Origin of the sequence: Pseudomonas sp. LRP2-20 (assembly GCF_024349685.1) — a bacterium.
Lineage (GTDB): Bacteria > Pseudomonadota > Gammaproteobacteria > Pseudomonadales > Pseudomonadaceae > Aquipseudomonas.
Map to the genome: position 1 here is coordinate 1,062,520 of NZ_AP025944.1, position 16,315 is coordinate 1,078,834.

The window sequence follows — 16,315 nt, forward strand, 5'->3', positions numbered from 1 at the left end:
CCAATTTAACATATTGGCTCCTTGCCCAAAATCCCTGCCATTGTTAGAGTTTGCCGCACTTTTTTACCCACGCTTTCCCCAGGGTCACTTTCCCATGTTCAAGAAACTGCGTGGCATGTTTTCCAGCGATCTTTCCATCGACCTGGGGACTGCCAACACCCTTATTTACGTGCGTGAGCGCGGTATCGTCCTGAATGAGCCCTCGGTTGTTGCCATCCGTACCCACGGCAACCAGAAAAGCGTTGTCGCCGTCGGTACCGAAGCCAAGCGCATGCTGGGCCGTACGCCAGGTAACATTGCTGCCATTCGTCCGATGAAGGACGGCGTCATCGCCGACTTCAGCGTTTGTGAAAAAATGTTGCAGTACTTCATCAACAAGGTTCACGAGAACAGCTTCCTGCAGCCCAGCCCTCGCGTGCTGATCTGCGTGCCGTGCAAGTCGACCCAGGTAGAGCGCCGCGCCATTCGCGAGTCGGCCCTGGGTGCTGGTGCCCGTGAAGTGTTCCTGATCGAAGAGCCCATGGCCGCTGCCATCGGCGCCGGCCTGCCGGTCGAAGAAGCCCGTGGCTCGATGGTCGTCGATATCGGTGGTGGTACCACCGAAATCGCCCTGATCTCGCTGAACGGTGTGGTCTACGCCGAGTCCGTGCGTGTTGGCGGCGACCGCTTCGACGAAGCCATCGTCACCTACGTGCGCCGCAACTACGGCAGCCTGATCGGCGAATCCACCGCCGAGCGCATCAAGCAGGAAATCGGCACCGCCTACCCGGGCGGCGAAGTGCGCGAAGTCGACGTGCGCGGCCGTAACCTGGCCGAGGGCGTACCACGTGCCTTCACCCTGAACTCCAACGAAGTCCTCGAAGCCCTGCAGGAGTCCCTGGCGACCATCGTCCAGGCGGTCAAGAGCGCCCTGGAACAGTCGCCGCCGGAGCTGGCCTCCGACATCGCCGAGCGCGGCCTGGTGCTGACCGGTGGTGGCGCGCTGCTGCGTGACCTCGACAAGCTGCTGGCCCAGGAAACCGGCCTGCCGGTGATCGTCGCCGAAGACCCGCTGACCTGCGTTGCCCGTGGCGGCGGTCGCGCCCTGGAGATGATGGACAAGCACGCGATGGACCTGCTCTCCAGCGAGTGATCCTTGCTGCTTTCGAGCGCCCGGTTTACAGGTAGCACGTGCAGTGCTACCTGTATGCGCTGGGCTGGCGTCCATCCGGGCGTCGTTTCCGTCAACCCGCAACCAGGCTGGTGCGTTGTCCCATGTCCAATGACCTCCTGAGTCGTCCACGAGGAACGGCCCATTAAACCGCTTTTTTCCAAGGGCCCTTCGCTGGGCGTTCGCCTGCTGGTACTGGTGGTGCTGTCGGTCGCGTTGATGGTTGTCGACGCGCGTTTCGACGTGCTCAAGCCGGTGCGCAGCCAGATGGGCCTGGTGCTCATGGAATCGTACTGGATCACCGACCTGCCGCAGCGTATGTGGCAAGGCGTGGCGGGCCAGTTCGGCAGCCGCACCGAGCTGATCGCCGAAAACGAAAAACTCAAGACCGAAGCCCTGCTGCTGCAGGGGCGCCTGCAGAAGCTGGCGGCCCTGACCGAGCAGAATGTGCGCTTGCGCGAGTTGCTCAACTCCTCGGCGCTGGTCAACGAGAAGGTCGAAGTGGCCGAGCTGATCGGTGTCGACCCCAACCCGTTCACCCACCGCATCCTGATCAACAAGGGTGAGCGTGATGGCGTGTTTCTCGGCCAGCCGGTGCTCGATGCCCGTGGCCTGATGGGCCAGGTGGTCGAGCTGATGCCGTATACCTCACGCGTCCTGCTGCTGACCGACACCACCCACAGCATCCCTGTGCAGGTCAACCGCAACGGCCTGCGCGCCATCGCCAGCGGTACTGGCAACCCGGAACGCCTGGAGCTGCGCCATGTCGCCGACACTGCCGACATCAAGGAAGGCGACCTGCTGGTGAGCTCCGGCATGGGCCAACGCTTCCCGGCCGGCTACCCGGTGGCCACGGTCAACGAGGTGATCCACGACTCCGGCCAGCCGTTCGCCATCGTCCGCGCCATTCCTACCGCCGCGCTCAACCGCAGCCGTTACATGTTGCTGGTATTCAGTGATCGCCGTACCCCCGAGCAGCGCGCCACCGATGCGGCAATTGCCCAGGAAGAAGCCGATCGCAAAGGTGCTGGCCAACCTGCCGCAAACCCCGAGCACCCGGCAGCAGCCCCGGTGCAGCCAGCGGCTCCGGCAGCTGCGGCTCCGGCTCCTGCAGCCCCTGCCGCAGCGCCCGCCAGCCCCGCCGCTGCGCCAGCGGCACCCGCCCATCCACGGAGGCAATGATGGCCAAGTCGCGCCGTAACCACGGTTGGGTCATCTGGCTGACGTTCGCCATCGGCCTGCTGCTCAGCGTTTCGCCCATGCCGCAGTTCCTCGAAGTGTTCCGGCCGATGTGGCTGGCAATGCTGGTGTCGTTCTGGACCTTGAACGTGCCGAACAAGGTGGGCATGACCACCGCCTTCGTCCTGGGCCTGGCCGAGGACGTGCTGTATGGCACCTTGCTCGGGCAGAACGCGTTCATCCTCACCTTGATCACGTTCCTGGTGCTTTCGCTGCAGCAGCGCCTGCGCATGTTCCCGCTGTGGCAGCAGAGCCTGGTGATCCTGGTGATCTTCGGTATCGCCCAGCTGATACAGCTGTGGCTCAGCGCGCTCACTGGCAACCGCCTGCCAACCCTGGCACTGGTCTGGTCAGCCGTGATCAGTGCCTTGCTCTGGCCCTGGATCAGCTTCGCCCTGCGCGACCTGCGCCGACGTTTGCATATCAACTGACGGCGCTGCCACCACTGACAGGGAGATGTCTGAATGAAACCCCTCTACCTCGCCTCTGGCTCCCCGCGCCGGCGTGAACTGCTCGGCCAGATCGGCGTGCCGTTCACCGTCATCAGTGCACCCATCGATGAAACTCCGCTGCCGGGCGAAAGCGCCGAGGCCTATGTCGAACGCCTGGCCCGGGCCAAGGCCGAAGCCGGCCTGGCCACGCTTCAGGGCCCTGCCGTGGCGCTTGGCGCCGACACGGCAGTGGTGCTCGATGGTCGTATTCTCGGCAAGCCGGAAAACCGTGAACATGCCCTGACGATGCTGGCCGACCTGGCTGGCCGCGAGCACCAGGTGCTGACGGCCGTGGCGTTGAGCGATGGCCAGCGCTGCGAGAGCCTGTGCGTCAGCAGCACGGTGCGTTTTCGCCCTGTCGATGGCGCAGAAGCCGAGCGCTATTGGGCCAGTGGCGAGCCAGCGGACAAGGCGGGCGGCTATGCCATCCAGGGCCTGGGCGCGGTGTTCGTCACCGGGCTCGAAGGCAGTTATTCGGCGGTGGTCGGCCTGCCGCTGTGCGAAACGGCCGACATGCTCGCCCGCTTCGGTATCGCCTGCTGGCAGGTACCGGCGCTTTTGCCGGAGGTAACAATCCAGCGGTAGCCAGCCCAGCACGCGCGATCCATCATTACCGAAGACCTTTGACGAGAGCCTGCCATGAGTGAAGAGATCCTGATCAACATCACCCCGATGGAATCGCGTGTGGCGGTGGTGGAAAACGGGGTGCTGCAGGAAGTGCATGTCGAGCGCACCCAACGTCGCGGCATCGTCGGCAATATCTACAAGGGCAAGGTGGTGCGGGTGCTGCCGGGCATGCAGGCAGCGTTCGTCGATATCGGCCTGGAGCGTGCCGCGTTCATCCATGCGTCGGAAATCTCCCAGCGCGAAGGCTCGGCAGTGGAGAACATCACCGCACTGGTGCACGAGGGCCAGGCCCTGGTGGTGCAGGTGACCAAGGACCCGATCGGTACCAAAGGCGCACGCCTGACCACGCAACTGTCGATCCCCTCGCGGTACCTGGTGTACATGCCACGCAGCAGCCATGTCGGCATTTCCCTGAAGATCGAAGATGAAGCCGAACGTGATCGCCTCAAGCAGGTGGTCAGCGACTGCATGGACAGCGAGAACATCAAGGACGCCGGCGGCTTCATCCTGCGCACTGCCGCCGAGGGCGCGCGGGCCGAGGAAATCCTGCAGGACATCCGCTACCTGCGCCGCCTGTGGGAGCAGATCGGCAGCCAGATCAAGACCTGCGGCGCACCGACGGTCATTTATGAAGACCTCGGCCTGGCCCTGCGCACGCTGCGCGACCTGGTCAACCCGAAGATCGAGAAGATCCGCATCGATTCGCGGGAAACCTTCCAGAAAACCACGCAGTTCGTCGCCGAACTAATGCCTGAAATCGCCGATCGCCTGGAGCATTACCCAGGCGAACGGCCGATCTTCGACCTGTATGGGGTCGAGGACGAAATCCAGCGCGCCCTGGAGCGCAAGGTGCCGCTCAAGTCCGGTGGCTACCTGGTGGTCGACCCGGCCGAGGCGATGACCACCATCGACGTCAACACGGGGGCGTTCGTCGGCCACCGCAACCTCGAAGAAACCATCTTCAAGACCAACCTCGAAGCCGCCACGGCCATCGCCCGGCAGCTGCGCCTGCGCAACATCGGCGGGATCATCATCATCGACTTCATCGACATGGAAGACGAAGAGCACCAGCGCCAGGTGCTGCGTACCCTGGAAAAACAGCTGGAACGCGATCACGCCAAGACCAATATCATCGGCATCACCGAACTGGGCCTGGTGCAGATGACCCGCAAACGCACCCGCGAAAGCCTGGAGCAGGTGCTGTGCGAACCCTGCATCGCTTGCCAGGGCCGCGGCAAGCTGAAAACCCCCGAAACCATCTGTTACGAGATATTCCGCGAAATCCTCCGCGAAGCCCGTGCCTACCAGGCCGAAGGTTATCGCGTGCTGGCCAACCAGAAGGTGGTCGATCGCCTGCTGGACGAAGAATCCGGCAACGTTGCCGAACTGGAGACCTTCATTGGTCGAACCATTCGCTTTCAGGTCGAGTCGATGTATTCGCAGGAACAATATGATGTGGTGCTGCTCTGAGGCGTTCTGATAACCACCCAGGATCGCTCTGGCTGGCAAAATCGGCACGTCGGGCCATGATGGATAAACGACCTGGAGGGCCATGGCCATGGGACGTCTGAACCGCGTTCTTGTTGCCTTGACCCGCTGGGGGCTGGGCATCTGCGCGCTGCTCGCGGTGCTGGTGGCGTTGTATGTCAGTCTCGGTCGCGAGCTGGTGCCACTGGTGGCCGAATACCGTGCCGACGTCGAAAGCAAGGCCGAACAGGCCCTGGGCCTGCCCGTGCATGTGGGGGCTCTGGAAGGGCATTGGAGTGGCCTGGCGCCGGTATTGCGCGTGCGTGACCTGCAACTGGGCGAGGGTGCTTCGGCTCTGCGCCTGGATGACGTCAAGGTGGTGCCCGACCTGTGGGCCAGCCTGACGTCCCGCGAGGTGCGCCTGGCGCGCATCGAACTCGGCGGCCTGCAATTGATTCTGCGGGAGGATGAGCAGGGAGGCTGGGCCCTCGAAGGGTTACCGAAAAAAGACGACGCGCCGCTGGACCCCGCCGAAATGCTGCAGCGCCTGCGCCAACTGGGCCGCATCGATGTGTTCGACAGTCAGGTTACCCTGCAGCCCTGGCAGCGTGACCCGGTGACCCTCACCTATGTCAGCGTCGGTCTGCAGGCCGGCGCATCCCGCCAGGCCCTGGACCTGCGTGCGACCTTGCCCGATGGCCAGCCGCTTGCGGTCAACCTGCGCAGCCGGGCAAGCGCCAAGGCCTGGCGCGACGGTGAGGTCGAGGCCTACCTGAGCCTGCCGCAGAGCGACTGGGCGCGGTGGTTGCCACCGCGTTTGCTGGGCCAGTGGCGGGCCGAGGCGCTGAAGGCCGGTGGCGAGTTCTGGGTGGACTGGAGCAAGGGCCAGTTGCAGCAGGCGGTGGTCCGCCTCAATGCCCCGCAACTGCAGGGTGCCTACGCCGAACGCAAGGCCGTGGCCCTGGACAATCTCGCCTTGTCCGCCTGGTTCCAGCGCCGCGATCAGGGCTTCGACGTGGTGGTGGATTCACTCGCTGCAAGCATTGGCAAGACCCGCTGGGAATCGCACCTGCAAGTGAACCAGCGGCTCGGCGATGACCCGGCGGGCGAAACCTGGCAAGTGCAGGCCGACCGCCTTGACCTCACCCCGTTGACCCCGTTGATCGAGGCATTGGCCCCCTTGCCGGACAAGCTCATGACTGTGGTCGATGCGCTGAAGGTGACTGGCGCCCTGCGTAACGTTCGCCTGGAAGCACGGCCAAAAGCCGAGGGCGACCAGCGCCTGCAGTTTGCCGCGAATCTGGAGAGGGTCGGTTTCGATGCCTACCATGGCGCACCGGCGGCCGGTAATGTCAGTGGCAGCATCAGTGGTGATCTCGGGCATGGCGAGCTGCGCCTCGATACTGACGCGTTCATGCTGCATTTGTATCCAATCTTCGCCAAACCCTGGCATTACCAGAAGGCCAATGCGCGCCTGACCTGGGCCCTCGACAAGCACGGCTTCACGCTCATCGCGCCCTACCTCAAGGTGCTGGGCGAGGAAGGCAAGATTGCCGGCGACTTCCTGATTCGCCTGCTGTTCGACGAAGGCACTGAAAGCTACATGGACCTGCGTGTCGGCCTGACCGAAGGCGATGGCCGCTACACCGCCAAATACCTGCCTGAAGTGCTGAGCCCGGCCCTCGACGAATGGTTGCGCAGCGCCATCGTCAAGGGCAATGTCGACCAGGGCTATTTCCAGTACCAGGGCTCGTTGAACCACGGCGCCGCGCCGGAAGCACGCAGCATCAGCCTGTTCTTCAAGGTCCACGACGCCGCGCTGGACTTCCAGCCTGGCTGGCCGCAGGTGCAGCAGGTGGACGGCGATGTGCTGATCGAAGACAGCGGCGTGCGCATCAAGGCCAGCAAGGGCTTGCTGCTCGACACCCAGGTCAGCGACGTCAGTGTGAATATTCCCCATGTCGACAGCGGCCAGCACAGTCACCTGTACCTCGACGGTGATTTCGATGGCAGCCTCGGCGATGGCTTGAAGATTCTCAAGGAAGCACCGATCGGCACCGGCGAGATCTTCGCCGGCTGGGAAGGCGAGGGCCCCCTCAAGGGCAAGCTCAAGCTCGACGTCCCCCTGGCCCACGGCGAGCGGCCAAAAGTGCTGGTGGACTTCGCCACTGCCGATGCACACCTGAAAGTTGCCCCGCCCAGCCTGGACCTGACGCGGCTGAAGGGTGACTTCAGCTTCGACTTCGACAAGGGCCTGAGCGGCAAGAACATCAGCCTGCAGGTATTCGGCAAGCCGGCCACTGCGCAGATCAGCGCCGAGGGCCAGCCCGGGCAGATGCAGACACGCATCAATGCCAGCGGCCAGGCCTCACTGAAGTCACTGACCGACTGGTTGCAGTTCAAGCAGACCTTGCCCGCCTCTGGTGATCTGCCCTACCAGTTGCAGCTTAATCTGGGCAGCCGCGACAACAGCTTGAATGTCAGCTCTTCGCTCAAGGGCCTGGCCATCGACCTGCCAGCGCCATTCGGCAAGGCGGCGGCGGATACCCGCGACAGCCGTTTCAGCATGAACCTGCAAGGGCCAGAACGGCGTTTTGATGCGGCTTACGCCGATCTCGCCCGTTTCGCCTACGCCGCACCGGCCGACAAGCTGGGCCAAGGTCGCGGCGAATTGCTGCTCGGTGCCGGGCAGGCGCAGTTGCCGGCGGGCCAGGGGCTGCGGGTGAAAGGGCGGCTGGAAAGCCTGGACCTGGCGCCCTGGCAGCAACAGGCCGCACGCTTTGCCGGTGACGACCCCGGTGGCAATGCCCGGCAGAACCTGCAGAGCGTCGACCTGAGCATCGGCCAGCTGAAAGCTTTCGGCATGGACCTGAACCAGGCCGTGGTGCGGCTGGCCCGTGGTGGCCAGGCCTGGGACCTGCGCCTGGACAGCAAGGAAGTCATCGGCAACGCGCGCGTGCCAGATGCCAAGGCTGCGCCGATGACCGTGCGCCTGCAGACCCTGCGCCTGCCGCCTGCCGACCCGACTGAGACACAATCGGAAGAGGGCCCCGACCCGCTGGCTTCGTTCGACCCACGCAAGGTACCGGCCCTGGACCTGAGCATCGACAAGCTGTACCGCGGCGATGACCTGTTCGGCAGTGCCGCGCTGAAGCTGCGCCCGACTGCACGTGGTGTGGCGGCGCAGGACATCGACCTCGATTTCAAAGGCCTGCATGTCGATGGCAGCGGTGGTTGGGAAGGCGAAACCGGCGCGACCAGCAGCTGGTACAAAGGCCGACTCGATGGCAAGAACCTTGCTGATGTGCTCAAGGCCTGGGGCTTCGCCCCGACCGTGACCAGTCGCGACTTCCGCCTGGATGTGGACGGCCGTTGGCCCGGTTCGCCAGCCTGGGTCGGCCTCAAACGCTTCTCTGGCAGCATGGATGCAGCCTTGCGCAGCGGTCAGTTCGTCGAAGTGGAAGGTGGCGCCCAGGCCCTGCGCGTGTTCGGCCTGCTCAACTTCAACTCGATTGGCCGGCGCCTGCGCCTGGACTTCTCCGACCTGTTCGAAAAGGGTCTGGCCTATGACCGGGTCAAGGGCCTGCTGGTGGCCAGCAACGGCGTCTATGTGACCCGCGAGCCGATCACCGTGACCGGGCCGTCGAGCAACTTCGAACTCGATGGCACCTTGGACCTGGTGCGCGATCAGGTCGCTGCCAACCTCCAGGTGACCCTGCCGGTGACCAACAACCTGCCGCTGGCCGCACTGATCGTCGGTGCGCCAGCGGTCGGTGGTGCGCTGTTCCTGGTCGATCGGCTGATCGGCGACCGGGTGTCGCGTTTCGCCAGCGTGCACTATCGCGTCGAAGGCCCGGTGAAAGAGCCTAAAATCACCTTTGTGAAACCGTTCGATAAATAACTTCGGGAGTGCCCATGAAGGCAGCGGTGATCCAGATGGTCAGCCAGGACGATGTGCTGGCCAACCTGCAGCGTGCGGGGGCCCTGCTCGAACAGGCGGCCCTGGGCGGCGCACGGCTGGCGGTGCTGCCGGAAAACTTCGCGGCAATGGGGCGCAAGGATGCCGCCGCCATCGGCCGCGCCGAAGCCATGGGCGATGGCCCGATCCTGCCATGGTTGAAACGTACCGCACGCGACCTCAGATTATGGATTGTCGCCGGTACCTTGCCGCTGCCACCACAAGGTCAGCCTGAAGCCAAGGCCCATGCCTGTTCGCTGCTCATCGACGAACACGGCGAAGTGGTGGCGCGCTACGACAAGCTGCACCTGTTCGACGTGGATGTGGCCGACAACCGTGGCCGCTACCGCGAGTCCGATGACTATGCCCATGGAGCCCGGGTGGTGGTGGCCGATACGCCGGTAGGGCGCTTGGGGCTCAGCGTATGCTACGACCTGCGCTTCCCCGAGCTGTACAGCGCCTTGCGCAGCGCCGGCGCGGAACTGATAACGGCACCGGCCGCCTTTACTGCGGTCACAGGCGCAGCGCATTGGGAAGTGCTGATCCGTGCCCGGGCCATCGAAACCCAGTGCTATCTGCTGGCGGCGGCACAGGGCGGCACCCATCCAGGCCCACGGGAAACCCACGGGCATGCGGCGATCGTCGACCCTTGGGGGCGGATCGTCGCCGAACAGGCGCATGGCGAAGCGGTATTGCTCGCCGAGCGCGACATTGAAGAACAGGCGTCCATCCGGGCGCGCATGCCGGTCATTAGCCACCGGCGCTTTTTCTCGCAGGACGCCTTGCGGCCTGCGCACACCTCGGAGTGACTATGAGCCAGATGTTATCCACCGTCAGCGAGCAGCTCCTGGCCCCGGGCGGACTCACCCTCGACAGCCTGCAGAGCGTGCTGGGCGAGCTGGCCGGCCCCGGCATCGACGCCGCCGACCTGTATTTCCAGGGCCAGATTTCGGAAACCTGGGCGCTGGAGGACGGCATCGTCAAAGAGGGCAGCTTCAACCTTGACCAGGGTGTGGGCGTGCGTGCCCAGTCTGGCGAGAAGACCGGCTTCGCCTACAGCAATGCGATCAACCTCGAGGCGTTGACCTCGGCGGCCCGCGCTGCCCGCTCGATTTCCCGCGCCGGCCAGAATGGCAAGGTGCAGGCGTTCCGCAGCCAGGACGTGACGGCGCTGTATGCGCCGGACAACCCGCTGGATGTGCTCAGTCGTGCCGAGAAGGTCGAGTTGCTCAAGCGTGTCGATGCTGCCACCCGTGCCCTCGACCCGCGCATCCAGCAGGTCAGCGTGAGCATGGCCGGGGTCTGGGAGCGCATCCTGATCGCCGCGGCCGACGGTAGCCTGGCCGCCGATGTGCGCCCGCTGGTGCGCTTCAACGTCAGCGTCATCGTCGAGCACAATGGCCGTCGCGAGCGCGGCGGGCAGGGCGGTGGCGGGCGTACCGACTACCGCTTCTTCACTGAAGACCGCGTCATGGGCTATGCCCGCGAAGCGCTGCGCCAGGCGCTGGTCAACCTCGAGGCTATCCCGGCTCCGGCCGGCACCCTACCGGTGGTACTGGGTTCCGGCTGGTCGGGCGTGCTGCTGCACGAAGCGGTCGGCCATGGCCTGGAAGGCGACTTCAACCGCAAGGGCAGCTCGGCATTCAGTGGGCGGATCGGTGAGAAGGTCGCTTCGAGCCTGTGCACCATTGTCGACGACGGCACCCTCGAAGGTCGCCGCGGCTCGTTGAGCGTGGATGACGAAGGTACCCCGACCGAATGCACCACGCTGATCGAGAACGGCATCCTCAAGGGCTACATGCAGGACAAGCTCAATGCGCGCCTGATGGGCATGGCAGTTACCGGCAACGGCCGTCGCGAGTCTTATGCGCACCTGCCGATGCCGCGCATGACCAACACCTACATGCTGGCCGGCAAAAGCGACCCGCAGGAAATCATCGCCTCGGTGAAGAAGGGCATCTACTGCGCAAACCTTGGCGGTGGCCAGGTCGATATCACCAGTGGCAAGTTCGTGTTCTCGACCAGCGAAGCCTACCTGATCGAAGACGGCAAGATCACCGCCCCAGTCAAAGGCGCAACCCTGATCGGCAACGGGCCTGAGGCCATGAGCCGGGTGTCGATGGTCGGTAATGACCTGGCGCTGGACAGTGGTGTGGGAACGTGCGGCAAGGATGGTCAGTCGGTGCCAGTAGGCGTCGGTCAGCCGACCTTGAAGCTGGATGCAATCACCGTGGGCGGTACAGGCGCTTGATGATACGCGCTGCCTGTAGGAGCGGCCTTGTGTCGCGAAAGGGCCGCAAGGCGGCCCCGGGATATCAGCGACACAGCAGAAACGGATGGGGCTGCTGCGCAGCCCTTTCGCGACGCAAGGCCGCTCCTACAAGCGGCCAGCGGCGGGAATCAGCGCAGACCGCGCTGCATCTCGTCGAGATCACGGATGTACTTGAACACCTTGCGCGCAGCGGCAGGCGGTTTGTTCCGCGCCTTTTCGTGCTGGGCATGACGGATCAGCGAGCGCAGTTGCTGGCGATCGGTCTCGGGGTATTCGTTGACGAAACGCTCGAGGTCTTCGTCGTTACCGTCGATCAGGCGGTCGCGCCAGCGCTCCAGGTTGTGGAAGCGCTCGTTGTACTGGCGGCTGGAGCTGTCGATCTGCTCGAGCACGGCGTGGATGGCATCCAGGTCTTGGTCGCGCATCAGCTTGCCGACGAACGACATGTGGCGTTTGCGTGCGCCGTGGGCTGTGTGCTTGCTGGCGTCGGCCAGGGCCTTGCGCAGCTCGTCGGTGAGCGGCAGGCGCGCCAGGGTATCGGCCTTGACTGTGGTCAGGCGTTCGCCGAGTTCGACCAGCGCATGCAGCTCGCGCTTGATCTGGGTTTTGCTTTTTTCGCCGTCGAAGGCGTCGTCGTATGAATCAACCATGGTGGCAGTCCGCTAGAAATCGCCGCCATGATAACCAGTCGGGGGCCGCTTGTCCGGCCCGGTCGTAGAATGACCTTTGCCGAACGCAGAATTTGAGTGGAGAAAACCATGAGTGCAGTCCAGAGCGTAGGCCCCAAGGACCTGCCAGCGTTGCAGGAGCAGGTCGAAGCGATCATTGCAGAAGCGCGCAAGCAAGGCGCCAGTGCCTGCGAAGTGGCGGTATCGCTGGAGCAGGGCCTGTCCACCACGGTGCGTCAGCGCGAGGTCGAGACGGTCGAGTTCAACCGCGACCAAGGCTTTGGCATCACCCTCTATGTCGGCCAGCGCAAGGGCTCGGCCAGCACCTCGGCCAGTGGCCCGGAGGCTATCCGCGAAACCGTGGCCGCTGCCCTGGCGATTGCCAAACACACCTCCGAGGACGAATGCTCGGGCCTGGCTGACGCCGCGCTGATGGCCCGCGAGATTCCCGACCTCGACCTTTATCACGACTGGGACATCGAGCCGGAGAAAGCCATCGAGATGGCGCTGACCTGCGAGGCGGCGGCATTCGACGCCGACAAGCGCATCCTCAATGCCGATGGCACCACCTTGAATACCCACCAAGGTTGCCGCGTATACGGCAACAGCCACGGCTTCATCGGTGGCTACGCTTCGACCCGGCACAGCCTGAGCTGCGTGATGATCGCCGAAGGTGATGGCCAGATGCAGCGCGACTACTGGTATGACGTGAACCGCCAGGGCAACCTGCTGGCCGACCCGCGCAGCATTGGCGTGCGCGCCGCCCAGCGTGCCGCCAGCCGCTTGGGCGCGCGGCCGGTACCGACCTGCGAAGTGCCGGTACTGTTCTCCGCCGAGCTGGCAGGCGGCCTGTTCGGCAGCTTCCTGTCGGCCATCTCGGGGGGCAACCTGTACCGCAAATCGTCGTTCCTTGATGGCGCCATTGGCCAGCGCCTGTTCCCGTCCTGGCTCACCCTCGACGAGCGCCCGCACATTCCGCGTGCGCTGGGCAGCGCCGCATTCGACGGTGATGGCCTGGCGACCTACGCCAAACCGTTCGTCGACCAAGGCGAGCTGGTGTCCTACCTGCTGGGTACCTACTCCGGGCGCAAACTGGGCCTGCCGAGTACTGCCAACGCCGGGGGCGTGCACAACCTGTACGTTACCCATGGCGTCGAAGACCAGGCGGCGCTGATTCGCCGCATGGGCCGTGGCCTGCTGGTGACCGAGCTGATGGGCCATGGCCTGAACATGGTGACCGGCGACTATTCGCGCGGTGCGGCGGGCTTCTGGGTCGAGAATGGCGAGATCCAGCATGCTGTGCAGGAAGTGACCATTGCCGGAAACATGAAGGATATGTTCCAGCAGATTGTCGCGATCGGCAGTGATCTTGAGACCCGTAGCAATATTCACACAGGGTCGGTGCTGATCGAGCGGATGACCGTCGCTGGCAGCTGAAAACTGCCGGAATTGCCCACTGACATTGAAACCCGGCCATCGCGCCGGGTTTTTCTTTCATCACGATCCACTTGAAGTGATTCTATTTATCACTTAATAATGAATATCATTATCCAGTAACCCGGCGATGATGTTCATGAAACCCGTCCTCCGCGAACTGCCCTACCTGGAAAACTGGCGCTGGCTCAGCCGGCGCATCCGCTGCGCCCTCGAACCCGACGAGCCGCGCCTGATCGAGCACTACCTGGCCGAAGGCCGTTACCTGGTGTGCTGCACCGAAACCTCGCCATGGACCGTGGCACTGACTTCGTTCCGCCTGCTGCTGGATACCGCCTGCGACCGCATGTTGCCGTGGCACTGGCGCTGCCTGTGCCTGGACCAGGCCTGGCGCCCGCTGCTTGACCTGCGCAACCTCGATCGCCGCGAACAGAACCAGCGCTGGCAGCCCTATGCCTTGCAGCTGGCCAACTGCCGGCTGCTGCCGTCGATTTCTCCCGATGAACTGATGCAAGGACTTGAAGATGAGTGATACCCGTATCGAGCGTGACAGCATGGGCGAGCTGCAGGTGCCGGCCAAGGCCCTGTATGGCGCCCAGACCCAGCGCGCGGTCGACAACTTCCCGATCAGCGGCCAGCGCATGCCGGCCCAGTTCATCCGGGCCCTGTTGCTGGCCAAGGCCGCTGCGGCCAAGGCCAACATCGAACTGGAGCAACTGTCGGCGGGGCAGGGCCAGGCGATCGCCAAGGCGGTCGAGCAACTGTTGGCCGAAGATTTCATCCAGCACTTCCCGGTGGATGTATTCCAGACCGGTTCCGGCACCAGTTCGAACATGAATGCCAATGAGGTGATCGCCACCTTGGCCAGCCGCATCCTCGGCGAGCCGGTCAATGCCAACGACCACGTCAACTGTGGCCAGAGCAGCAACGACATCATCCCGACCAGCATCCACGTCAGTGCCGCCCTGGCCCTGCATGAGCAACTGTTGCCGGCGCTGAGCCACCTGGTCCAGGTGATCGAGGCCAAGTCAGCACACGTGCATCAGTATGTGAAAACCGGTCGAACCCACCTGATGGATGCCATGCCGGTGCGCATGAGCCAGGTGCTCGACGGCTGGGCTGCGCAAATCAACGCTGCCAAGGCACATCTCCAGGCAACCTTGCCGAGCCTGCAGGCACTGGCCCAGGGTGGCACGGCCGTGGGCACCGGGATCAATGCCCATCCACAGTTCGCTGCCGGCTTCGCGCGCCAGTTGAGTGCTCTCACCCAGGTCGAGTTCACCCCCGGCCAAAACCTGTTCGCCCTGATCGGCTCCCAGGACACCGCCGTTGCGCTGTCTGGCCAACTCAAGACCACCGCGGTGGCGCTGATGAAGATTGCCAACGACCTGCGCTGGATGAACTCAGGCCCTTTGGCCGGCCTGGGCGAAATCGAGCTGCAGGGCCTGCAGCCGGGCTCATCGATCATGCCGGGCAAGGTCAACCCGGTGATCCCGGAGGCGACCGCCATGGTTGCCGCGCAGGTGATCGGCAATGACGCCACCATCGCGGTGGCCGGCCAGTCGGGCAACTTCGAACTGAACGTGATGCTGCCGGTGATCGCCCGCAACCTGCTGGAGAGCATCGAGCTGATGGCCAATGCCAGCCGCCTGCTGGCCGACAAGGCCATTGCCAGCTTCAAGGTCAACGAAGGCAAGCTCAAGGAAGCCTTGGCGCGCAACCCGATTCTGGTTACCGCGCTGAACCCGATCATCGGTTACCTCAAAGCCGCCGACATTGCCAAGACGGCCTACAAACAGGGCCGTCCGATCATCGATGTCGCACTGGAGCACACCGACCTGTCGCGCGACCAGCTGGAGGCGCTGCTGGATCCGGAAAAACTCACCGCAGGCGGTATCTGACAAGCCGCCGGGCCCAGAGGAAGTAACGTCATGCAGCACTGGAAACGCACCACCGAGGCCGCCAACCGCCTGTTCGAACAGGGCCAGCTGGTCGATGCCCGGGAGCACTATCTGCAAGCATTGGCCCTGGCCCAGGTGCTGTTCGAGCGCTGGCATGACGTGGACGAAGCGGTGGCCGCGCTGGTCATTGCCCATCACAACCTGGCCGACCTGCACCTGCGCCTGAACCAGCCGCACGAGAGCGCCGACTACCTGTGCGCCGCCCATCAGCGATTGCTCCAGGCCAGCCAGGAGGCGCGTTTGCCGCAGGCGCTGCGTGCTGCAGCGCTGCGCCACAGCGGACCAACCTATACCGAACTGCTGAGTTTCATCGCCGAGTACGGCCAGTACCCGCGTACCGAGCGCCTGCTCAACCGCCATGGCGCCGTGGCCAGCGAACTCGCTGCCCAGCCGGATGTGGCGCCCAGAACCCATGCCTACGGAATCCATTGATATGTCGCATACCTTGCCTGCCCTGACTTATGCCTACGATGCGCTGGAACCGCACATCGATGCGCAAACCATGGAAATCCATCACACCAAGCACCATCAGACCTACGTCAATGGCCTGAACGCGGCCATCGAGGGGACCGAGTGGGCCGAATGGCCAGTCGAGATACTGGTCGCTGCAGTGAAGCAGCTGCCCGAGAACCTGCGTGGTGCAGTCACCAACCACGGGGGTGGGCACGCCAACCACAGCCTGTTCTGGACGGTCATGTCGCCCCAGGGCGGCGGGCAGCCCCACGGCCAGCTGGCCCTGGCCATCGACGCCGAGCTGGGTGGTTTCGAAGCATTCAAGGATGCCTTCACCAAGGCGGCGCTGACCCGTTTTGGCAGCGGCTGGGCATGGCTCAGTGTTACGCCACAAAACAAGCTGGTAGTGGAAAGCAGTGGTAACCAGGACAGCCCGCTGATGCACGGCAATACGCCGATCCTTGGCCTGGACGTGTGGGAGCACGCCTATTACCTGAAGTACCAGAACCGTCGCCCGGAATACATTGGGGCTTTCTACAACGTGATCGACTGGGCGGAAGTGGATCGCCGCTATCACCAAGCCTTGAAGTGAGTC

The 16,315-nt window shown here is 64.1% G+C and carries 14 protein-coding genes; 13 read left to right on the forward strand and 1 reads right to left on the reverse strand.

Features of this window, described 5'->3' with window-relative positions; translation table 11 throughout:
• The first annotated feature begins 94 nt into the window (after positions 1-94).
• From mreB to tldD, 8 genes are all read left to right on the forward strand, one after another.
• Complete coding sequence (gene mreB / locus OCX61_RS04585; protein WP_003255163.1) at positions 95-1,132, forward strand: rod shape-determining protein MreB; 1,038 nt, start codon at positions 95-97, stop codon at positions 1,130-1,132.
• Between the two features lie 192 nt (positions 1,133-1,324).
• Positions 1,325-2,332, forward strand: a complete 1,008-nt coding sequence (gene mreC / locus OCX61_RS04590) for a rod shape-determining protein MreC (RefSeq protein WP_409260760.1) — start codon at positions 1,325-1,327, stop codon at positions 2,330-2,332.
• On the forward strand, positions 2,332-2,820 hold the full coding sequence (gene mreD, locus OCX61_RS04595; RefSeq protein ID WP_103445582.1) for a rod shape-determining protein MreD: 489 nt from the start codon (positions 2,332-2,334) through the stop codon (positions 2,818-2,820). The genes mreC and mreD overlap by 1 nt, the downstream gene beginning before the upstream one ends.
• A 33-nt stretch (positions 2,821-2,853) precedes the next feature.
• Positions 2,854-3,465: a Maf family protein gene (locus OCX61_RS04600; protein WP_261942789.1), complete on the forward strand. Its 612-nt coding sequence runs from the start codon at positions 2,854-2,856 to the stop codon at positions 3,463-3,465.
• 54 nt (positions 3,466-3,519) lie between these two features.
• Positions 3,520-4,977 carry a ribonuclease G gene (rng, locus tag OCX61_RS04605; RefSeq protein ID WP_261942790.1) on the forward strand — a complete coding sequence of 486 codons (1,458 nt, stop codon included), beginning with the start codon at positions 3,520-3,522 and terminating at the stop codon, positions 4,975-4,977.
• Positions 4,978-5,059: 82 nt separating this feature from the next.
• Entirely contained in the window at positions 5,060-8,875 is a 3,816-nt protein-coding gene (locus OCX61_RS04610) for a YhdP family protein (protein WP_261942791.1), read from the forward strand.
• 14 nt (positions 8,876-8,889) lie between these two features.
• On the forward strand, positions 8,890-9,741 hold the full coding sequence (locus OCX61_RS04615; protein ID WP_261942792.1) for a carbon-nitrogen hydrolase family protein: 852 nt from the start codon (positions 8,890-8,892) through the stop codon (positions 9,739-9,741).
• Between the two features lie 2 nt (positions 9,742-9,743).
• The gene (gene tldD / locus OCX61_RS04620; protein ID WP_261942793.1) at positions 9,744-11,183 is read left to right on the forward strand and encodes a metalloprotease TldD; all 1,440 of its coding nucleotides are present in this window, start codon (positions 9,744-9,746) and stop codon (positions 11,181-11,183) included.
• 149 nt (positions 11,184-11,332) lie between these two features.
• Here the strand turns inward: tldD and yjgA are convergent, their stop codons facing one another.
• Positions 11,333-11,854, reverse strand: a complete 522-nt coding sequence (gene yjgA, locus OCX61_RS04625) for a ribosome biogenesis factor YjgA (RefSeq protein WP_027920225.1) — start codon at positions 11,852-11,854, stop codon at positions 11,333-11,335.
• A gap of 108 nt (positions 11,855-11,962) precedes the next feature.
• Here yjgA and pmbA point away from each other — a divergent pair, with 108 nt between their 5' ends.
• From pmbA to OCX61_RS04650, 5 genes are all read left to right on the forward strand, one after another.
• On the forward strand, positions 11,963-13,309 hold the full coding sequence (pmbA, locus tag OCX61_RS04630; protein WP_261942794.1) for a metalloprotease PmbA: 1,347 nt from the start codon (positions 11,963-11,965) through the stop codon (positions 13,307-13,309).
• A 127-nt stretch (positions 13,310-13,436) separates the two neighbouring features.
• Positions 13,437-13,838: a FagA protein gene (locus OCX61_RS04635; RefSeq protein WP_261942795.1), complete on the forward strand. Its 402-nt coding sequence runs from the start codon at positions 13,437-13,439 to the stop codon at positions 13,836-13,838.
• Entirely contained in the window at positions 13,831-15,207 is a 1,377-nt protein-coding gene (locus tag OCX61_RS04640) for a class II fumarate hydratase (RefSeq protein ID WP_261942796.1), read from the forward strand. Before OCX61_RS04635 ends, OCX61_RS04640 begins: the two co-directional genes overlap by 8 nt.
• A 30-nt stretch (positions 15,208-15,237) precedes the next feature.
• Complete coding sequence (locus tag OCX61_RS04645; protein ID WP_261942797.1) at positions 15,238-15,699, forward strand: DUF2753 family protein; 462 nt, start codon at positions 15,238-15,240, stop codon at positions 15,697-15,699.
• A gap of 1 nt (position 15,700) precedes the next feature.
• Positions 15,701-16,312: a superoxide dismutase gene (locus OCX61_RS04650; protein ID WP_261942798.1), complete on the forward strand. Its 612-nt coding sequence runs from the start codon at positions 15,701-15,703 to the stop codon at positions 16,310-16,312.
• Positions 16,313-16,315: the final 3 nt, after the last annotated feature.